This window comes from Streptococcus ictaluri 707-05 (assembly GCF_000188015.2).
Lineage (GTDB): Bacteria > Bacillota > Bacilli > Lactobacillales > Streptococcaceae > Streptococcus > Streptococcus ictaluri.
On sequence record NZ_AEUX02000007.1, the window covers coordinates 42,684 to 62,579 of the forward strand.

General features: G+C 40.2%; 17 protein-coding genes and 2 pseudogenes. 17 read left to right on the top strand and 2 right to left on the bottom strand.

Going from position 1 to position 19,896, the window contains the following annotated elements; genetic code table 11:
• The 5 genes and pseudogenes from lacB to STRIC_RS07940 all read left to right on the top strand — a co-directional run bounded on the left by lacB (nt 1) and on the right by STRIC_RS07940 (nt 4,009).
• The gene (lacB, locus tag STRIC_RS07920; RefSeq protein WP_008089996.1) at nt 1-516 is read left to right on the top strand and encodes a galactose-6-phosphate isomerase subunit LacB; all 516 of its coding nucleotides are present in this window, start codon (nt 1-3) and stop codon (nt 514-516) included.
• An 8-nt stretch (nt 517-524) separates the two neighbouring features.
• A complete protein-coding gene (gene lacC / locus STRIC_RS07925) occupies nt 525-1,457 on the top strand; it encodes a tagatose-6-phosphate kinase (protein ID WP_008090429.1) in 933 nt (310 codons plus the stop codon).
• 1 nt (nt 1,458) lies between these two features.
• Nucleotides 1,459-2,439: pseudogene (gene lacD, locus STRIC_RS07930) on the top strand (tagatose-bisphosphate aldolase).
• A 128-nt stretch (nt 2,440-2,567) separates the two neighbouring features.
• Nucleotides 2,568-3,182: a trimeric intracellular cation channel family protein gene (locus STRIC_RS07935; protein ID WP_008090178.1), complete on the top strand. Its 615-nt coding sequence runs from the start codon at nt 2,568-2,570 to the stop codon at nt 3,180-3,182.
• A 5-nt stretch (nt 3,183-3,187) separates the two neighbouring features.
• Complete coding sequence (locus tag STRIC_RS07940) at nt 3,188-4,009, top strand: Cof-type HAD-IIB family hydrolase (protein ID WP_008089785.1); 822 nt, start codon at nt 3,188-3,190, stop codon at nt 4,007-4,009.
• Between the two features lie 58 nt (nt 4,010-4,067).
• Here the strand turns inward: STRIC_RS07940 and STRIC_RS07945 are convergent, their stop codons facing one another.
• Complete coding sequence (locus tag STRIC_RS07945; RefSeq protein ID WP_008089613.1) at nt 4,068-4,625, bottom strand: TetR/AcrR family transcriptional regulator; 558 nt, start codon at nt 4,623-4,625, stop codon at nt 4,068-4,070.
• Nucleotides 4,626-4,756: 131 nt separating this feature from the next.
• Here STRIC_RS07945 and STRIC_RS07950 point away from each other — a divergent pair, with 131 nt between their 5' ends.
• On the top strand, nt 4,757-5,602 hold the full coding sequence (locus tag STRIC_RS07950) for a DegV family protein (protein ID WP_008090311.1): 846 nt from the start codon (nt 4,757-4,759) through the stop codon (nt 5,600-5,602).
• A gap of 56 nt (nt 5,603-5,658) precedes the next feature.
• Here STRIC_RS07950 and STRIC_RS07955 read toward each other — a convergent pair whose 3' ends face one another.
• Nucleotides 5,659-6,366, bottom strand: coding sequence for a hypothetical protein (locus STRIC_RS07955; protein ID WP_008089791.1), 708 nt, complete (start codon nt 6,364-6,366; stop codon nt 5,659-5,661).
• Nucleotides 6,367-6,560: 194 nt separating this feature from the next.
• On the opposite strand from STRIC_RS07955, the gene STRIC_RS07960 reads away from it, so the two are divergent.
• The 11 genes and pseudogenes from STRIC_RS07960 (at nt 6,561) to STRIC_RS08010 (ending at nt 19,853) form a co-directional block, all read left to right on the top strand.
• The gene (locus tag STRIC_RS07960) at nt 6,561-8,192 is read left to right on the top strand and encodes a Na/Pi cotransporter family protein (protein ID WP_040832399.1); all 1,632 of its coding nucleotides are present in this window, start codon (nt 6,561-6,563) and stop codon (nt 8,190-8,192) included.
• Nucleotides 8,193-8,307: 115 nt separating this feature from the next.
• Nucleotides 8,308-9,456, top strand: a complete 1,149-nt coding sequence (gene nagA, locus STRIC_RS07965; protein WP_008090110.1) for an N-acetylglucosamine-6-phosphate deacetylase — start codon at nt 8,308-8,310, stop codon at nt 9,454-9,456.
• Between the two features lie 303 nt (nt 9,457-9,759).
• A pseudogene (locus tag STRIC_RS07970) lies at nt 9,760-10,617 on the top strand (aldo/keto reductase).
• A gap of 208 nt (nt 10,618-10,825) precedes the next feature.
• Entirely contained in the window at nt 10,826-11,356 is a 531-nt protein-coding gene (locus tag STRIC_RS07975) for an isoprenylcysteine carboxyl methyltransferase family protein (RefSeq protein WP_040832401.1), read from the top strand.
• Nucleotides 11,357-11,706: 350 nt separating this feature from the next.
• Entirely contained in the window at nt 11,707-12,624 is a 918-nt protein-coding gene (glyQ, locus tag STRIC_RS07980) for a glycine--tRNA ligase subunit alpha (protein WP_008090347.1), read from the top strand.
• Complete coding sequence (glyS, locus tag STRIC_RS07985; RefSeq protein ID WP_008089621.1) at nt 12,624-14,663, top strand: glycine--tRNA ligase subunit beta; 2,040 nt, start codon at nt 12,624-12,626, stop codon at nt 14,661-14,663. The genes glyQ and glyS overlap by 1 nt, the downstream gene beginning before the upstream one ends.
• A 133-nt stretch (nt 14,664-14,796) precedes the next feature.
• Nucleotides 14,797-15,054 carry a DUF896 family protein gene (locus STRIC_RS07990; RefSeq protein ID WP_008089901.1) on the top strand — a complete coding sequence of 86 codons (258 nt, stop codon included), beginning with the start codon at nt 14,797-14,799 and terminating at the stop codon, nt 15,052-15,054.
• A 325-nt stretch (nt 15,055-15,379) separates the two neighbouring features.
• Complete coding sequence (locus tag STRIC_RS07995; RefSeq protein ID WP_008090161.1) at nt 15,380-15,613, top strand: PepSY domain-containing protein; 234 nt, start codon at nt 15,380-15,382, stop codon at nt 15,611-15,613.
• A 151-nt stretch (nt 15,614-15,764) separates the two neighbouring features.
• Nucleotides 15,765-17,273, top strand: a complete 1,509-nt coding sequence (gene glpK, locus STRIC_RS08000; protein WP_008090081.1) for a glycerol kinase GlpK — start codon at nt 15,765-15,767, stop codon at nt 17,271-17,273.
• Between the two features lie 12 nt (nt 17,274-17,285).
• Nucleotides 17,286-19,139 (top strand): type 1 glycerol-3-phosphate oxidase, encoded by a 1,854-nt coding sequence (glpO, locus tag STRIC_RS08005; RefSeq protein ID WP_008090436.1) that lies wholly within the window; start codon nt 17,286-17,288, stop codon nt 19,137-19,139.
• A 12-nt stretch (nt 19,140-19,151) separates the two neighbouring features.
• Nucleotides 19,152-19,853 carry an MIP/aquaporin family protein gene (locus tag STRIC_RS08010; protein WP_008090267.1) on the top strand — a complete coding sequence of 234 codons (702 nt, stop codon included), beginning with the start codon at nt 19,152-19,154 and terminating at the stop codon, nt 19,851-19,853.
• Nucleotides 19,854-19,896: the final 43 nt, after the last annotated feature.

Genomic DNA, 19,896 nt, shown 5'->3' on the forward strand with positions numbered 1-19,896 from the left:
ATGAAAATCGCGATTGGATGTGACCATATTGTCACTAATGAAAAAATGGCTGTTTCTGATTTTTTAAAATCAAAAGGTTACCAAGTCCTTGATTTTGGAACCTACGACCATACCCGTACCCACCACCCTATTTTTGGTAAGAAAGTGGGTGAAGCCGTAGCTAGTGGGCAAGCTGATCTGGGAGTTTGTATCTGTGGCACAGGTGTTGGTATTAATAATGCCGTTAATAAAGTTCCAGGTATTCGCTCAGCCTTAGTCCGTGATATGACGACAGCTCTCTATGCCAAAGAGGAATTAAATGCCAATGTCATTGGTTTTGGCGGTAAAATCACTGGAGAGCTGCTCATGTGTGATATTATTGAGGCTTTTATTAAAGCCGAGTACAAAGAAAGTCCAAGTAATAAAGCCTTAATTGCTAAAATAGCTCATTTAGAGACCCATCATGCCAATCAAGAAGACCCACACTTTTTTGATGAATTTTTAGAGAAATGGGATCGTGGGGAATATCACGATTAGGAGGATTTATGATTTTAACCATCACCTTGAATCCTTCGATTGATATTGCTTATCCCCTTGATGACTTTCAGCTGGATAAAGTCAATCGCCTTAATCGGGTAGAAAAAACAGCCAGAGGAAAAGGACTAAATGTCAGCCGCGTCTTAGCACAAGCTGGTCAATCTCTTACAGCTACTGGACTGATTGGTGGTCATTTAGGAGCTTTCTTACTTGATCGATTGAAGGAAGAGGGTATTAGCAATTGTTTTTATCAGATTAAAGAAGAAACTCGTAACTGTATTGCTATTTTACATCAAGGCATGCAAACGGAGATTTTAGAGGCAGGTCCAAGCGTCAGTCAAGAAGAAGGAGAAAATTTTCTAAGCCATTTAGAAGCATTAATGAAGGATATCTCTGTAGTGACTATTTCGGGAAGTTTGCCAAAAGGATTAGATCAAAACTATTATCAACGTCTTTTGGAGCTGATTAGACCTTATCATCCTCAAGTTTTAGTGGACTGTTCAGGCCCTGCTTTGAGAGCGGTGTTAGAAGGAAAGGAAAAGTCAACACTCATCAAACCTAACTTAGAAGAATTAGAAGGTTTGCTTGGCTTATCTGTTGGTTTGGATAATCAATCATTAAAAAGAGCACTGAGCCATTCTTACTTTGAGGGTCTTGAGTGGGTAGTGGTCTCTCTGGGATCTAAGGGGCCTTTTGCTAAACACCATAATCACTATTACCGAGTTAGCATTCCGTCAATCAGTGTGGTAAACCCTGTCGGATCAGGAGATGCCACGGTAGCTGGATTAGCTTGGGGCTTAGCTCAAGAAGATGATGACAAGACACTACTAAAAAAGGCTAATGCCTTAGGCATTCTTAATGCTCAAGAGCCTAGAACAGGTCATGTCAATATGGCCAATTACACACAACTGATTAATCACATTCAAGTAGAAGAGGTATAAAATGACACTAAGCGAAAGCAAAAAAGCCTATCTAGAACACCTTAGTCATGATGGCATTATCTCCGCCTTGGCCTTTGACCAACGCGGAGCTCTGAAACGTATGATGGCAGCTCATCAAGAACAAGAGCCAAGTCTCGAGCAGGTTCAGGCGCTCAAGGTTATGGTTTCAGAAGAATTGACCCCATATGCTTCAGCCATCTTACTAGACCCTGAATATGGTCTACCAGCTATTGAGCGTCGTGATGCTACTTGTGGTCTTCTTTTGTCCTATGAAAAAACTGGCTATGACACCACAACTACTAGTCGCTTACCAGATTGTTTGGTGGAGTGGTCAGTTAAGCGTCTGAAAGAAGCTGGGGCACAAGCTGTTAAATTTTTAATTTATTATGATGTGGACGGAGATGCTCAGGTTAATCACCAAAAACAGGCTTACATCGAACGCATTGGATCCGAATGTGTGGCAGAAGACCTGCCTTTCTTCCTTGAAATTTTAAGTTATGATGAAAAGATTAAGGACAACAAGAGTCCTGAGTATGCCCTAGTAAAGGCACACAAGGTAAACCAAGCCATGCGTCTGTTCTCTGATTAACGTTTTGGAGTGGATGTCTTAAAAGTAGAAGTCCCTGTTAATATGGATTATGTGGAAGGCTTTGCGACAGAGCAAGAGTTATTTAGCCAAGAAGAGGCAGCCCAAGCCTTTAAAGAGCAAGAAGCAGCTAGTCATCTGCCATATATTTACCTAAGTGCAGGAGTATCAGCTAAAAGCTTCCAAGAAACTCTTAGCTTTGCGGCGGCTTCTGGGGCACGCTTTAACGGTGTTCTTTGTGGTCGGGCTACTTGGGCAGGTTCTGTACCAGTCTATATCTCAGAAGGAGAAGAAGCAGCTCGTCAGTGGTTACGCCAAGAGGGATTACAAAATATAGAGCAACTCAATCAAGTCCTTGCCCAAACGGCCAGTCCTTGGACAGAGAAAATGACTTGATAAGCTTGCGCAATAAAGAGACAAAAACACAGGAATAGCTTGATAACAGCTTTATCACTGTGTTTTTTCTTATCTTTTTACTGAAAACATGGTAAACTAGAAAGAGACTAACAGACACTAGGTGACTTATGACAATTGATATGTGGGAAATCTTAAACATCATTGGGACCATTGCTTTTGCTCTTTCTGGTGCTATTGTAGCTATGGAAGAAGAGTTTGATATCTTAGGCATCTTTATTTTGGGTTTTGTCACTGCTTTTGGTGGTGGCGCCATACGTAATACTTTAATTGGACTTCCCATTGAAGCCTTATGGGGGCAAAAACCAGAATTTGCCTGTGCTTTTATAGCTATGGTCTTGATTATGCTATTTCCTAGACTCATCGCAAAGGGATGGGTTAGAGCTGCTGTCTTAACTGATGCGATAGGGTTAGCTGCTTTTAGTGTTCAAGGAGCCTTGCATGCTGTTCGCTTAAATCAACCTCTAAGTGCCGTGATTGTAGCTGCTGTCTTAACAGGAGCTGGAGGTGGTGTGGTTCGAGATATCCTGGCAGGTCGCAAGCCAAGTGTCTTAAGAAGTGAAATCTATGCGGGTTGGTCTATTCTAGCTGGAATTTTGCTCTATTTCCGAGTAGTGGCAACAAACATTGAGTGCTATGCTTTAGTTGTTTTTTTAACCACCATGCGAATGATTGGCAACCGACGTCAATGGCATCTCCCTAAGATCAAATGGAAGGAAGACTAATAAAGATGATTCGATTGATTGCAATTGACCTAGATGGTACCTTGCTTAATGACCAAAAGCAAATACCTAAAGAAAATATTGTAGCTATTCAAAAAGCAACGGAAGCAGGACTTAAAATTGTACTTTGTACAGGAAGACCTAGCTCTGGAACAAAACCTTATTTTGACCAATTAGGTTTAACGAAAGAAGAATTTTTAATTCTAAACAATGGCTGTAGCACCTACAATAGCCCAAACTGGGAATTGCGACACGCCAAGACACTAGACTTGTCAGATGTGGCAAGCTTGGAAGCTTTAAGCCAGCCCTTTCCAGACGTTTATTTGACCTTGACAGGAGAAAAAGATTATTTAGTTCTAGAGGAAACTGTCCCTGAATTGGTCCAAGCTGATGGCGATTTAGTCTTTACAAGGGTTAAGGCAACTGATTTGCGACAATTAGAGCAAAGTGGACAGGTTATTTTCCAAGCCATGTATATGGGAGAAAAAGAGGCTCTAGATCGTTTTGAACTTTTAGCAAGAGACCAGTTGGCTCAGTCCTATAGTGTAGTGAGAAGCCAAGAAACTATTCTTGAAATCATGCCAAAAGGTGTGACAAAAGCCTATGCTTTAAAAGCCTTAGCTAATGATTTGTCTATAAGTCCACAAGAGGTGATGGCTATTGGAGATGCTCCTAATGATATTGAAATGTTACAATATGCTGGTTTAGGAGTGGCCATGGGAAATGCTGAAGAAACTATAAAAGTATTAGCTGATAAGGTTAGTTTGACTAACAATCAAGCTGGCGTTGCCCATGCTATTTATCAATTTGCCATGACCCAGTCAACTTAAGCTATCTTATTTTAGAAATCAAAAAATCCTTCCCAAATTTGGGAAGGATTTTAAGGGTTTAAGGCAATAAAGGAAGCCCCATAGCTGCCATCTCTTCGGCAGGCACGACCATATCATCTGAAATCCAATTGGATAAAACTGATACGATGGCGTTACTCCAGAAAAGGCGTTTATAGTGGGATTGTTTTTTATCTTTCCAGCGTTGATAGCCCTTTAGGCGTTTGGTCACAATTTGGGTTAATAATTGTTGCATATGATGCTTGAAGATAATTTTCAAGAGTTTAGCTTCTTTTTTAGCTTCGTTGAAGAGATAAAGCCAGGCTTGATAAGCTTGTGTTTTTAAATCAAAGGCTTTTAACCCTCGGAAAATCCGTCTAATGACAGAGGTCAAGAGATGTTCAAGAATGGCTTCTTTGGAGCGATAATTGCGATAAAAAGCGTTTCGAGAGACGCCAGCTTTGCTTACCAATTCCGAAATCGTGATTTGCCCCAAGGTTTTATGTTCTAACAAAGTAACTAGAGCAATCTCCATAGACTCATGACTCAATTGCCTGGATTCCTGATTGAATTGCCTTAAATTTTGGAGTGATTTTTTTGAAATCGGTCTATCCGTCATCACAAATACCTTTCAAGTGTTACGTCTGATGATTATGACTAGCAAAAGCAATACAGACAATGATATAATTTTATGAGAAAATAGATGCTTTGTCAACTAGAAACAAATTACAGATAGAAAAGAGGGATAGCATGACTTGGAAAATAGTTACGGACTCAGGGTGTGATATCAAGACTTTAGAGAGTCAATCACCTAACTTGCGTTTTGAACGAGTACCCTTAACCTTGCAAATTGGAACGGAAATTTTTAGAGATGATGATGGCTTGAATGTCGATGATATGATGGCTACCATGTATCAATCGTCAAAAGCAGCGACATCAAGTTGCCCTAGTCCAGATGCCTTTTTACAAGCTTTTAAAGGTGCTGATCAGGTAATTGCCATTACCATTACAGGAGCTTTGTCTGGCAGTCACAATAGTGCAAGATTAGCTAAAAATGAGTTACAAGAAGAAAATCCAAATGTTAAGATTCACTTGATTGATTCTTTATCGGCAGGGGGAGAGATGGATTTAATCGTTCTTGAACTAGAGCGTTTGATTAATTTAGGCTTGTCTTTTGAAGAAGTGGTTGAAAAGATCACAGCTTACCAAGCTAAGACTCGCTTACTTTTTGTCTTGGCCAAAGTTGATAATTTGGTTAAAAATGGCCGCCTTAATAAACTAGTAGGTAAAGTGGTGGGCTTGTTAAATATTCGCATGGTTGGTCAAGCTAGTCATGAAGGAACTTTGGAATTGTTACAAAAAGCTCGTGGTCAGAAAAAAGCAGTTTCGGCTGTGATTGAAGAAATGCAAAATGCTGGTTATAAGGGTGGTAGAGTGGTCATTGCACACGCTAATAATCCTAAAATTTGTCAGCAAATTTCTGAAAAGTTAAAAACTTTATATCCAGAAGCCGACATTCAGGACTATTTAACCTCAGGTTTGTGTAGTTTTTATGCTGAAGCTGAAGGTATTTTAATGGGTTACAAAGTCCAGTAGTTATTACGAATACTAATAAAAAGAACTGATGAGCTAGGCTTCATCAGTTCTTTTGACTAAAAGTCTTCATCAAACAGTTTGTCTGGTAGAGAGGGTTTTGAAGCAGGCGGTTGTGGGCTGCTAGAGTCAGGTGTTTCAGGGATAGGTTGACTAGGTTCTGGAATAGGTGTCCTATCAGGATTGTCAACAGGTGGTTGAGGCTGTGGCTGAGGACTAGAAGGTTCTGGGATAGGTCTAGATGGTGTTTTATCATAGCTATCTTCAATAGGTAGACTACCTTCGTGGTTTTGAGATGAGCTCTTGTTTTCTGAAACTGGTACTTGAACGATGACAGCATCTAATCTGGCTTGCATAGCAGCTTTTTGGGCTTCTCGACTGACCGCATTAATGGCTTTTTGAGCTTGATCTTTGAGGTCTTGATTGAGTGTTGCTTCAGCTAATTCAATGGCGGTTAGTGCCACTTGCTCCTGATTAAGATTTGCCTTGATAGCATCTAAGCGAGCCTGCAGTGGCTCTTTGTCTTCAGATTTTTTCAAGCTATTAATCGCATTTTGAATTTTTAGAAGTAGGTCAGGATTGGGATCTATGTCAGCTTGATCCAGTAAGGCTTGAATCTTGGTTAGCTGTTTGGCTAGCTGAGAAGGATTGGCAGCAACTGTGGATAGTTTTGGAGCATTTCCAAAAATGAGGTAAACCCCACCAGCCAATGTTAAGGTGAGAATACTCAAAAGCAGAAATAGGGTTTCTTTTTTTGATTTTTCCATAATCGCTCCCTTAGTTCTTTTTAGTGTCATAATCCTATTATACCTTTAATGGCACAAAAATAAAAGATGAAGCTGAGCTGTGTAACTTTTTGTATTTTCTTTTTAGGCGATTGTTAATCATTAAAAAAGCCTTGTGATAAGTAAAGGAATGCATTAAAATAGAGTAGAATAAATTATTGAGCGAGGACAGTATGGTGTCAGTAGATTGGCAAGACATTGCATTTCACTTTTTAGGAGGCTTAGGTCTTTTTCTTTTCAGTATCAAATATATGGGAGATGGCTTGCAACAAGTAGCAGGAGATAAGCTACGCTACTATATCGATAAGTACACCAGCAATCCTTTTTTTGGCATACTGGTTGGAATTGCCATGTCAGCCTTAATTCAATCAAGTTCAGGTGTGACGGTCATCACTGTCGGCTTAGTCTCTGCAGGCTTATTGAATTTACGCCAAGCAATTGGGATTGTCATGGGGGCTAATATTGGAACCACAGTGACTTCGTTTTTAATTGGGTTTAAATTAGGTGATTATGCTCTTCCTATGATTTTTATTGGAGCAGCCTGTCTCTTTTTTACTTCCAATAAAAAACTAAATAACTTTGGACGCGTCATCTTTGGTGTTGGTGGGATTTTCTTTTCTCTTAATCTTATGGGGGATGCTATGGATCCTCTGAAATCTGTTTCGGGATTCCAAAATTACTTGGCGACACTTGGAGATAAACCTTTTCAAGGTGTTTTCATTGGAACAGCTTTGACCATGTTAATCCAGTCATCAGCTGCCATTATTGGAATCTTGCAGGGCCTTTTTTCAGGAGGACTTTTGACCCTTCAAGGGGCTATTCCGATTTTGCTCGGTTCCAATATTGGGACTTGTATTACCGCTGTTTTAGCAGCAATTGGTTCCAACATTGCGGCAAAACGTGTCGCAGCGGCTCATGTCTTTTTTAATGTGATTGGGACAGTTATTTTTATGGTGCTTTTGCTTCCTTTCACCTCCATGATGCTATGGCTGCAATCAGCTCTGAAGCTAACTCCAGAAATGACTATTGCCTTTTCTCATGGCTCCTTTAACATTACTAACACCATTTTACTGATTCCCTTTATTGGACTTTTAGCAGCTATAGTAACAAAGATGATTCCAGGAGAAGATGAAGTGGTTAAATATGAAGCCCTTTATCTTGATAGATTATTGATTACCCAAGCACCATCTATTGCTCTAGGAAATGCTCATAAAGAATTAGTGCATCTAGCCTCTTATGCTATTCAAGCTTTTGAAGCCTCATTTAGCTACATTATGACAGCAGAAGATAAATATGGTGAGAAGGTTAGATTGTATGAAAAGGATGTTAATACCATTGATGTCGAACTAACAACTTATTTGGTGGATATTTCTAATGAGGCTCTTAGCCCAAGTGAGAATGAACTTTTAGCTGGTATTTTAGATTCTTCTCGAGATTTAGAGAGAATTGGAGATCATTCGGAATCTTTAGCGGGCCTGATTGATGGTATTAATGCCAAACAAATTGGCTTTTCAGATGCAGCTCTTGAGGAATTGACGGAAATGTACCGTCTTACCCACTGCCTCACATTAGACGCTATTAGAGCCATTGTAGATAGTGATAAAGAGTTAGCTCAATCTATTGTCAGTCGTCATAAGGCTATTGAGCAAAAGGAACGCCAATTGCGTAAGACTCATATCGAACGTCTAAATAGAGGCGAGTGTACAGCTCAGGCTGGGATTAACTACATTGATATTATTTCTCATTACACTCGCATTACGGATCATGCCTTAAATTTGGCTGAGAAAGTACTTTCAAATCAATTGTAAAAACGTGAAAAACTTGAAATTGTATTCAAGTTTTTCTTTTTAGTTGCTGTAATGGTATATACCATTTACAAAGTCTTTTGACAGGAGTATAATAGGAGAAAAGGGAGGACCAAAAATGACAACCTATATTAAAGCAGATTGTTTTTATTACCCAGATGATGTAAAACCAAAAGGCTATCTCGAGATAAACGAGGGCCAATTTGGAGAATGGACGTCTAGTGTGGCACAAGGAGCAGAGGTCTTAGATTATTCTGGCTATCAGATTGCACCTGGCCTTGTTGATACTCACATTCATGGTTATGCTGGAGCAGATGTCATGGATAATTCTGCCCAAGGCATTCATCAAATGAGTGAAGGACTATTAGCAACAGGAGTAACGTCTTTTTTACCAACGACCTTAACTTCTACCTTTGAGCAGTTGGGAAAAGTATCAGCGACCATTGCTTCAGTTGCTGATCAGGTAAAAGGTGCTAAAATACAAGGGATTTACTTTGAGGGACCTTATTTCACCGAAGAGTACAAAGGGGCTCAAAACCCTAGTTATATGAAAAATCCTCGTTTGGATGAGTTTGAAGCTTGGCAAAAAGCTGCTAATAGGTTGATTAAAAAGATTGCCTTAGCACCAGAACGTCAAGGGGTACAAGAATTTGTCTCAGCAGTTACCAAAGAAGGAGTAACCGTAGCTTTAGGCCATTCTAATGGGACTTACGCAGAAGCTAAGAAAGCAGTGGAAGCTGGAGCAAGCGTTTGGGTGCATGCTTACAATGGCATGCGCGGCTTAACTCACCGTGAACCTGGAATGGTGGGTGCTGTTTATAACCTACCAGGAACCTTTGCAGAATTGATTTGTGATGGCCATCATGTTTCACCAGTGGCCTGTGATATTTTGATGCAACAAAAGGGCTATGACCATGTGGCCATGATTACAGACTGTATGCGTGCCGGAGGCTCTGCAGATGGCGAATACCTTTTAGGTGAATTTCCTGTTATTGTTGAAAATGGAACAGCCCGCTTAAAAGACAGCGGTAACTTAGCAGGCTCTATTTTGAAGCTAAAAGATGGTCTTAAAAATGTGGTGGAATGGGGGCTAGCGACACCAGCGCAAGCCATTCACATGTGCTCTTATGTGCCCGCTAAATCTGTGGGGATTGAAGACCAGTGTGGTCAGATTAAGCCAGGTCATGCAGCAGATTTTATTGTCTTAGATGATAACTTAGAATTGGTAGCTACCTTCTTGGATGGTCAAAAGGTCTATTCTATCTAATCAAATGACACGAAAAATTCAAACTGTAGATAAAGCCAATGTCCCAAGACCAAGAGAATAAGGAGATACTTTAAGATGTCTAAAATCCCTTTATTAGCAACATTTTAGACAGTTAGGTATAGGATTCTTTGGTTTTCTGAAACAGCCAGAAGAGTGACTGTTTAAGCTGTCCGATAGCAGCTAAGAGAGTAGCCTATAGAAACTTTTTCTTCACACTAAATTGACTAAGCTAGACTTGGTCAATTTTTTTATTTTTGAAAGCGTTTGTGTTACAATAAAATTACCTATCAAAGGAGGAAAGAAATGATCAAAAATCTTACAATGAATAACGGTTTGACAATCCCTGCATTAGGTTTTGGAACTTATAATGCTCAAGACGGGGAAGAGGCTTACCAATCTACCCTCGCAGCTTTAAAAGCAGGTTACCGTCATATCGATACGGCTAGAATATATAAAAATGAAGAAAGTATTGGTCGTGCCATCAGAGATAGTGGCATTCCACGTGAAGAGCTCTTTATTACCACAAAACTATGGAACACAGGTCATAGTTATGAGGGTGCCAAAGCAGCTTTAGCAGCGTCACTGGAAAGATTGCAGATGGATTATGTGGATCTTTAGCTGATTCATTGGCCAAATCCTGCTGCTATTCGTGATCGTTGGGAAGAAGGAAATGCTGAGGCTTGGCGTTATATGGAAGAAGCTGTCGAGCAAGGTTTGATTCGCACCATTGGTGTCAGCAATTTCTTAGTTCATCACCTTGAAGCACTGGCTAAAACAGCAACCATCGTGCCAGCTATCAATCAAATTCGGTTGGCGCCGGGTTGTTACCAAAAAAAAGTGATTGATTACTGTCGTGAGCGTCATATCCTTCTTGAAGCATGGATCCTTCTTGAAGCATGGAGCCCACTAGGTCAAGGCGAAATCTTTGGTAATGAGACAATGATTGCCTTAGCTGAGAAGTATGGTAAAACGGTGGCTCAATTGGCACTAGCTTGGTCAGCTCATGAAGGTTTTATTCCACTGCCAAAATCAGTTAATGCTAAGCGCATCAAAGAAAACATGGATTTCTTTGATATTAACTTGAGTCCTGAAGATGCCGAAACGATTAAGACGTTACCTGGCATGTCTGAAATACCTGATCCAGATACAAAAGAATTTTAGCCTTAAGTCTTGAATTGACAACAGAGTCACTTTTAAACTTAACTCTGCTATTAGCTTACTAATTTAAAAAGATTTGATGCCCTCGTCAAATCTTTTTTAGAGTTAATTGACAAGTAATTATAACTTGGTTATAATTTTTATGAGTGTTTCGTGAAAGAAAAAAAGAGATGACGTGAGAGGGAAAGTTCTAGTGAGTATTTTAATCATCATGATAGCGATGTTTGCTATCCGATTAGTTTTCTTAAAAAAATCGATGGCAAATGAAAAAGCGATTTTAGCTAAGGGAGGCCAAGAATTTGGTGTTCAAAACACACAATTTTTAACCTTACTGCATATCATGATTTATGTTTTTGCTTTAGCTGAAGCTTATTTGAAGCAGATTACTTTTGATTGGCTGAGTTTTCTGGGCTTACTGTTAATGATTGTTTCAGTCATTGTCTTGTTTGAAGTGACACGTATCTTAGGTGATCTCTGGACAGTTAAGTTAATGCTAGCTAAGGAGCATCCTTATGTGGATCACTGGCTCTTTAGACGCTTCAAGCACCCTAACTATTATTTAAATATCGCTCCGGAGCTATTAGGTATTGTCTTGCTCTGTCATGCTCAAATCACAGCTATGCTTCTTTTCCCTTGTTACCTCTTAGTCATTTACTTACGAATCAGAGAAGAGAACAAATTATTAGCTGAAGTTATTATTCCAAATCATAAGCAAGCAAGCTCTAAGCACGGTGAAAGCTAGCAAGAAGATTAGACAAGTCTCTGATTTTGTGCTAAAATAAGGACTAAGAAAGAAGAGAGTATCCTTTTTATCTTAAGCGAGTTCGGGAAGGTGTGAGCCGAATGATGGAGATGCTTGTGGCACTTTCAGGTGATGGTTTTAGTAGCTGTCATCTTAAATCATGTTTGTTCCTTGAGAACAGTCATAAATGAACGAAGTCATAAAATAGGGTGGAACCGCGTTTTGACGCCCCTGTGTCTTTTTAGGCATGGGAGTTGAGAAAGCGGTTTTTTCTGTTTTCTTAGCAGGGCACCTACTCTTTAGGGAGTCCTTTTGCTGTCAAAAATCATCAGAAAGAAAGAAGGGTCATCATGAGTACAAAATTAACTTTCCAGGAAATTATCCTGACTTTACAACAATACTGGAATGACCAAGGTTGCATGTTGATGCAGGCTTATGACAACGAAAAAGGAGCTGGAACCATGAGTCCTTATACCTTCCTTCGTGCTATCGGACCAGAACCTTGGAATGCCGCTTATGTGGAGCCATCACGTCGTCCAGCTGATGGCCGATACGGGGAAAACCCTAATCGTCTCTACCAACACCACCAGTTTCAAGTGGTGATGAAACCATCTCCAAGCAATATTCAAGAACTTTATCTAGAGTCTTTGGAAAAATTAGGGATTAATCCTTTGGAACATGACATTCGTTTTGTGGAAGATAACTGGGAAAACCCGTCAACAGGTTCTGCAGGACTTGGTTGGGAAGTTTGGTTAGACGGTATGGAAATCACACAGTTCACCTATTTCCAGCAAGTGGGAGGTTTGCAAACAGGACCTGTCACAGCAGAAGTGACATATGGTTTAGAGCGTTTGGCTTCTTACATCCAAGAAGTGGATTCAGTTTATGATATCGAATGGGCACCAGGTGTCAAATATGGTGAGATTTTCCTTCAGCCAGAATATGAGCATTCAAAATATTCTTTTGAAATTTCTAACCAAGATATGCTACTTGAAAACTTCGAGAAATTCGAAAAAGAAGCAGGTCGTGCTTTAGAAGAAGGCTTGGTTCATCCAGCTTATGACTATGTTTTGAAATGTTCTCATACCTTCAACCTGTTGGATGCCCGTGGTGCCGTTTCTGTAACAGAGAGAGCAGGTTACATCGCTCGTATCCGCAATTTGGCGCGTGTGGTGGCTAAAACTTTCGTGGCAGAACGTCGCAAACTTGGTTTCCCGCTTTTGGATGAAGCTACTCGTGCAGAACTACTTAAGGAGGATGCAGAATAATGGTTAGACAATTACTTGTAGAACTTGGTCTTGAAGAATTACCAGCTTATGTAGTCACTTCAAGTGAGAAACAACTAGGCGAAAAAATGGCTGCCTTTTTGACAGACAATCGTTTGACATTTGAGGCAATCCAGACCTTCTCGACACCTCGCCGATTGGCCGTTCGTGTGACAGGTTTGGCAGACAAACAGACAGATTTGACGGAAGATTTTAAAGGTCCAGCTAAAAAGATTGCTTTGGATGCGCAAGGCAACTTCTCAAAAGCGGCACAAGGGTTTGTGCGTGGTAAAGGCCTAACTCTTGATGATATTGAATTCCGTAACATCAAAGGTGAAGAATATGTCTATGTGACAAAACATGAAGAAGGACAGGAAACTGAAGCTGTCTTAGAAGGGATTCCGACACTTTTAGCTAGCTTGACTTTCCCAGTTAGCATGCACTGGGCAAACAATGCTTTTGAGTACATCCGTCCGGTTCATACCTTAACCGTATTGCTTGATGACCAGGCCCTAGAAATGGACTTTCTTGACATTCATTCGGGTCGTATCAGTCGAGGCCATCGCTTCTTAGGTCAAGAAACAGAGATTGCTAGTGCGGACTCTTATGAGGCTGATTTGCGTGAACAGTTTGTCATCGCTGATGCTAAAGAACGTCAAGACATGATTGTTGAGCAAATTAAGGCAATCGAAGCAGAGAAAAAGGTTCAAGTGGGTATTGATGCAGATCTTCTTAACGAAGTTTTGAATCTGGTAGAATACCCAACAGCCTTCATGGGAAGTTTTGAGGACAAATACCTTGATGTTCCAGAAGAAGTCTTAGTAACCTCTATGAAAAACCATCAACGTTACTTTGTCGTGCGTGATCAAGCAGGCAACCTGATGCCAAACTTTATTTCTGTACGTAACGGAAATGCAGAACATATTGATAACGTGGTCAAAGGAAATGAGAAAGTCTTGGTGGCTCGTTTGGAAGATGGTGAATTCTTCTGGCGTGAAGACCAAAAATTAGAGATTGCTGATTTAGTGGCTAAACTATCTCAAGTCACTTTCCATGAAAAAATTGGATCACTTTCTGAGCATATGGACCGTAGTAGAGTTATCGCTAATGACTTGGCTGATCAAGCTGGTTTATCAGAAGCAGAAAAAAGTGCCCTTGATCGTGCTGCCCAACTTTATAAGTTTGACCTCTTAACTGGTATGGTGGGTGAATTTGATGAATTGCAAGGGATTATGGGTGAAAAGTATGCTCTCTTAGCTGGTGAAGAGGCTGCTGTAGCGATCGCTATTCGTGAGCATTACCTTCCAAATGCTGCAGAAGGAGCTCTTCCAGAAACAAAAGTTGGTGCTCTTCTTGCTCTTGCCGATAAGTTAGACACCCTCTTGTCCTTCTTCTCGGTTGGTTTGATTCCAAGTGGTTCAAATGACCCTTATGCCCTTCGTCGTGCAACCCAAGGGATTGTTCGTATTTTGGAAGCCTTCGGATGGAAGATTGCCATGAATGAGTTGATCGACCGCCTTTACCAATTGGATTTTGAGAGTTTAAATTATGCTAACAAAGCAGATGTTATGACCTTTATTGATGCGCGTATAGACAAGATGATGGGCAACGGTATTCCAAAAGACATTCGTCAAGCTGTCTTAGCTGGATCGAATCGTGTGGTTCCTGAGATGCTTGAAATGGCTCAAGCTCTTCTTAAGGCTAGTCAAGAAGCTGGTTATAAAGAAGCGGTAGAATCCTTATCACGTGCCTTTAATTTGGCTGAAAAAGCAAATCCTTCTGTTGACGTCAATTCTGCCTTGTTTGAGAATGATGAAGAAAAAGCCTTGGCACAAGTAGCTGAAACTTTAAACTTAAATGGCTCAGCCGCTCAAAAGTTTGAGCAAGTTTTTGAGCTAAGTTCTGTTATTAACAACTTCTTTGACAATACCATGGTCATGGTTGAAGACCAAGCGCTCAAAGAAAATCGATTAGCTATCTTAGCGAAATTGGTTTCTAAAGCCAACCACTTAGCAGCATTTAACCAATTAAATACCAAATAACAAATGAGAGAAGTCTCTGCTTGATTTGTAACTTTTAGAAAGGAAGAGTTAGGGAAAATAGCAATAGAAGAAAAGCTGAAGTGATTTGATTTAGCCTTTTCTTAAATGCTGACCTAACTTTAGACTGTGGTGTATGGATCCTAAAAAAATTGCTCGTATCAACGAGCTAGCAAAAAAGAAAAAAACAGTTGGGCTGACAGGACCAGAAAAGGTTGAACAAGCTAAACTGCGTGAAGAGTATATTGAAGGTTATCGTCGTTCGGTTAGACATCATATTGAGGGTATCAAGATAGTGGATGAAGCCGGAAATGACTTAACTCCTGAGAAACTAAAACAAATTCAAAGAGAAAAAGGATTGCATGGACGTTCGTTAGACGATCCAAAGTCATGATTCTTAAGAGCCTCCGAGTGAGGCTTTTTTCTTGTTCACAAGACAAGCCCTTTTAGAGTTAGTTCTATTTTCTAATGCATATCTCTAGAAAAATAGAGCTTTTAAAATTATAGGTAGAGATGTGTCAAAGGGGAGGGCAATTCAAATATTAGAAAAAATTTAATTTTTAAGTTATAATAGAAGAAATTAAAGAAAGAAGATAGTAAGTATGACACTAAAAAAACTCTCAATGTTCGCCATAGCAAGCCTCTCTTTACTAAGTTTAGGGGCATGTGACATGGATAAAGATGATTAAGTCACTACTCAGAAACAATCAAATGTTCAAATGGACAAAACTAAAAAAGCTAAAGTTTCAGAAGAAGAAGCAAGATCGATTGCTTTGAAAGATGCTTCTGTAGCTGAAGCAGATGCCAAAATGCTTAACATCAAACAGGATAATGACGATGGCATGATGGTCTATGATGTGGAATTTGATCACGAAGATAAAGAATACAGTTATACCATTGATGCCACTTCAGGTGATATTCTTGAAAAATCATCTGAACCAATTAATGACTAGAAGAAACGGGGGATTTCCCCCGTTTTTTAGTTTTTATGGTTATCTTATCAGGAAATTTAGTCAAGTCTAAAATTTATGATAATACTTTTTCAATTTTTTTGGTTATAATAGAAACATAAAAAGAAAACGCTTACTTTTAGGAGGAATAGGCATGACAGAAGAAAAGTACATCATGGCAATTGATCAGGGGACAACGAGTTCTCGTGCGATTATCTTTAATAAAAAGGGAGAGCAAATCAGTAGTAGTCAAAAAGAATTTCCCCAGATATTCCCTCAAGCAGGTTGGGTAGAGCACAATGCCAATCAAATTTGGAATTCAGTTCAGTCTGTTATTGCAGGTGCTTTTATTGAGTCTAGCATCAAGCCAAGCCAAATTGAAGCAATCGGGATTACCAATCAACGTGAGACCACAGTGGTTTGGGATAAAAAAACAGGTATGCCTATTTATAATGCTATTGTGTGGCAATCACGTCAAACAGCCCCTATTGCTGAGCGTTTGAAACACGAAGGACATACAGAGCTCTTTCATCAAAAAACTGGTCTTGTTATTGACGCTTATTTTTCAGCCACAAAAATTAGATGGATTTTAGATCATATCCCTGGTGCCCAAGAAAGAGCCGAAAAAGGGGAGTTGCTCTTTGGAACAATTGATACCTGGTTAGTATGGAAACTAACAGATGGGGCAGTCCATGTGACTGATTATTCCAATGCGGCTCGTACCATGCTCTATAACATTAAAGACTTAACGTGGGATGATGAGATTTTAGAGCTCTTAAATATTCCAAAGGCCATGCTTCCAGAGGTTAAATCAAACTCTGAAGTCTACGGCAAAACAGCTGCCTTCCATTTTTATGGTGGGGAAGTGCCAATTTCAGGAATGGCTGGAGACCAGCAAGCGGCCTTGTTTGGACAGTTAGCTTTTGAGCCAGGTATGGTTAAAAATACCTATGGCACAGGTTCTTTCATTATTATGAATACAGGAGAAGAAGTTCAGTTATCTCAAAATAATCTTCTAACAACCATTGGCTATGGGATTAACGGTAAGGTTTATTATGCTTTAGAAGGATCTATTTTCATTGCTGGAAGTGCTATCCAGTGGCTTCGAGATGGTCTTCGTATGATAGAGTCTTCAAGTGAGTCTGAAGCCTTAGCTTTGGCTTCAACAAGTGATGATGAGATCTATGTGGTGCCAGCTTTCACTGGTTTGGGCGCTCCTTATTGGGATTCTGATGCTAGGGGTTCTGTCTTTGGATTGACACGTGGGACAAGTAAGGAAGATTTTGTTAAAGCGACCTTGCAGTCTATCGCTTATCAGGTGCGTGATGTTATTGATACCATGCAAATTGATTCTGGGATTGATATTCAACAGTTGCGCGTGGATGGCGGTGCTGCCATGAATAGCCTCTTGATGCAATTCCAAGCAGATATCCTAGGAAAAGACATTGCGCGTGCTAAGAACTTAGAAACCACAGCTTTAGGTGCAGCCTTCTTAGCAGGTTTAGCAGTAGGTTATTGGCAAGATTTAGACTCTCTTAAAGAATTGAATGCTACTGGTCAGCTCTTTAAAGCTAGTATGAACGAATCTCGTAAAGAGAAATTATACAAGGGCTGGAAGCGTGCAGTAAAAGCGACTCAAGTCTTTACCCAAGAGGCAGAATAAGAGGAGGAAAAGATGGAATTTTCAAAAGAGACAAGACGTTTAGCACTCCAAAAAATGCAAGAAAGAACCGTAGACTTGTTAGTCATTGGTGGCGGGATTACAGGGGCTGGAGTTGCCCTTCAAGCTGCCGCTAGTGGTCTAGACATCGGTTTGATTGAAATGCAAGATTTTGCCCAAGGCACGTCAAGCCGTTCAACCAAACTAGTCCATGGGGGTCTGCGCTATTTAAAACAATTTGATGTGGAGGTGGTTTCGGATACGGTTTCTGAGCGTGCTGTGGTTCAACAGATTGCGCCTCATATTCCAAAACCAGATCCTATGCTTTTGCCAGTCTATGATGAAGAAAGCAGCATCTTTAGCATGTTTCGATTAAAAGTAGCTATGGATTTGTATGACTTATTAGCAGGTGTTACAAATACCTCGGCTGCCAACAAGCTTTTAAGTAAAGAAGAGGTCTTGAAACGCCAACCAGATTTGCAAGAAGAGGGCTTGCTTGGAGGTGGTGTCTACTTAGACTTCCGAAATAATGATGCCAGATTAGTTATCGAAAACATCAAACGAGCTAACCGAGATGGTGCCTTAATTGCTAGTCACGTCAAAGCAGAAGATTTTCTTTTTGATGAGAATGGTAAGATTGAGGGACTTGTTGCCAGAGATTTACTAACAGATGAGCTTATTCACATTAAAGCGCATTTGGTCATTAATACCACGGGACCTTGGAGCGATACAGTTCGCAACTTTTCTAATAAAGGAGAACAAATCAAGGCATTACGTCCGACAAAAGGTGTCCACTTAGTTGTTGATCGTCACAAATTGAATGTTTCTCAACCCGTTTATATTGATACAGGACTGGGTGATGGACGAATGGTTTTTGTCCTTCCTCGTGAAGAAAAGACTTATTTTGGGACCACAGATACTGACTATGATGGTGACTTAGAGCATCCACAAGTGACCCAAGAAGATGTGGATTACTTGCTTGAAATTGTTAGCAGACGTTTTCCAAAAGCAAAGCTGACCATAGATGATATTGAAAGTAGCTGGGCTGGCTTACGTCCACTCTTATCAGGAAACAGCGCTTCAGATTATAATGGTGGAAATAGCGGTAAACTTAGCAACAGCAGTTTTGATCACTTAGTCGAAACTGTTCAGGCTTATCTCAATCATGATAAAAAACGTGAGGACGTGGAAGATGCTATCAAGCATGTCGAAGCTAGCACCTCTGAGAAAGCCTTAGACCCCTCAGCAGTATCTCGTGGATCAAGTTTTGAAAGAGATGACAATGGTTTGTTAACTTTGGCAGGTGGTAAAATAACGGACTACCGTAAAATGGCTCAGGGTGCCATGGAAACCATTATCACGATCTTAAAAGAAGAATTTGGCAAATCCTTTAAGTTAATCAATTCTAAAACCTATCCTGTTTCTGGAGGAGAGATCAATCCGGCTAATGTGGATACGGAAATTGAAGCTTATGCTCAATTAGGTACTTTGAATGGTTTATCTATTGATGATGCTCGCTATCTAGCTAATTTGTATGGCTCTAACGCGCCAAAAGTCTTTGCATTGACACGTCAGATTAAGGCGGCAGAAGGTCTGAGTCTCAGTGAGACCTTATCTCTTCATTATGCTATGGATTATGAAATGACTCTCAGTCCGACTGATTTCTTCTTGAGACGAACCAATCACATGCTCTTTATGCGCGATAGTCTTGAAGCAATGATAGTACCAGTCATTGATGAAATGGCAAGACACTTCAACTGGTCTCGTCAAGAAAAAGAAGTCATGGCTGCTCAGCTTAATCAAAACTTAAAAGAAAATGATTTAGAAGCCTTAAAAGAAAATGATTTAGAAGCCTTAAAAGAAAGATAATAGGAGATACAAATGGACCTTTTTGGAGAGTTTTTAGGAACAGCCCTTTTAGTTCTTATGGGGAATGGTGTTGTGGCAGGTGTCGTATTGCCAAAAACGAAAAATCATAACTCAGGATGGATTGTTATTACCATGGGTTGGGGAATTGCTGTGGCTATTGCAGCCTTTATCTCTGGTAAAATAGCACCTGCACATCTTAATCCTGCTGTTAGCTTTGCCTTTGCCTTAAAAGGAGATATTACTTGGCTACAGGCAGCCCTTTACAGTCTTGTACAGGTTTTAGGTGCCATGCTTGGTTCATTGCTAGTGTATTTGCAATTTAGACCTCACTACAATACCTCAGATAATCCTGCTGATATTTTAGCTACTTTTGCAACGGGGTCAGCCTTGAAGGACACCTTTGCCAATTTTATCAGTGAAGTTTTGGGAACCTTTGTGCTAGTCTTAGCCATTTTATCCTTTGGACTTTATGATATGCCCATGGGACTAGGGACACTAAGTGTTGGGATGGTAGTGATTGGAATTGGTCTTTCTTTAGGAGGAACAACCGGCTACGCCATTAATCCTGCTCGAGACTTCGGTCCACGCTTATTACATGCCATGTTACCTCTTAAACATAAAGGGGATTCTGACTGGTCTTATGCTTGGATTCCAGTTATCGGTCCCTTACTTGGAGCTGCTCTAGCTATCATTTTTTTTGGGGTAATAGCTTAATCAATGACAGTCATGAGAGAGTTTGGGACAATTTGCCTCAAAC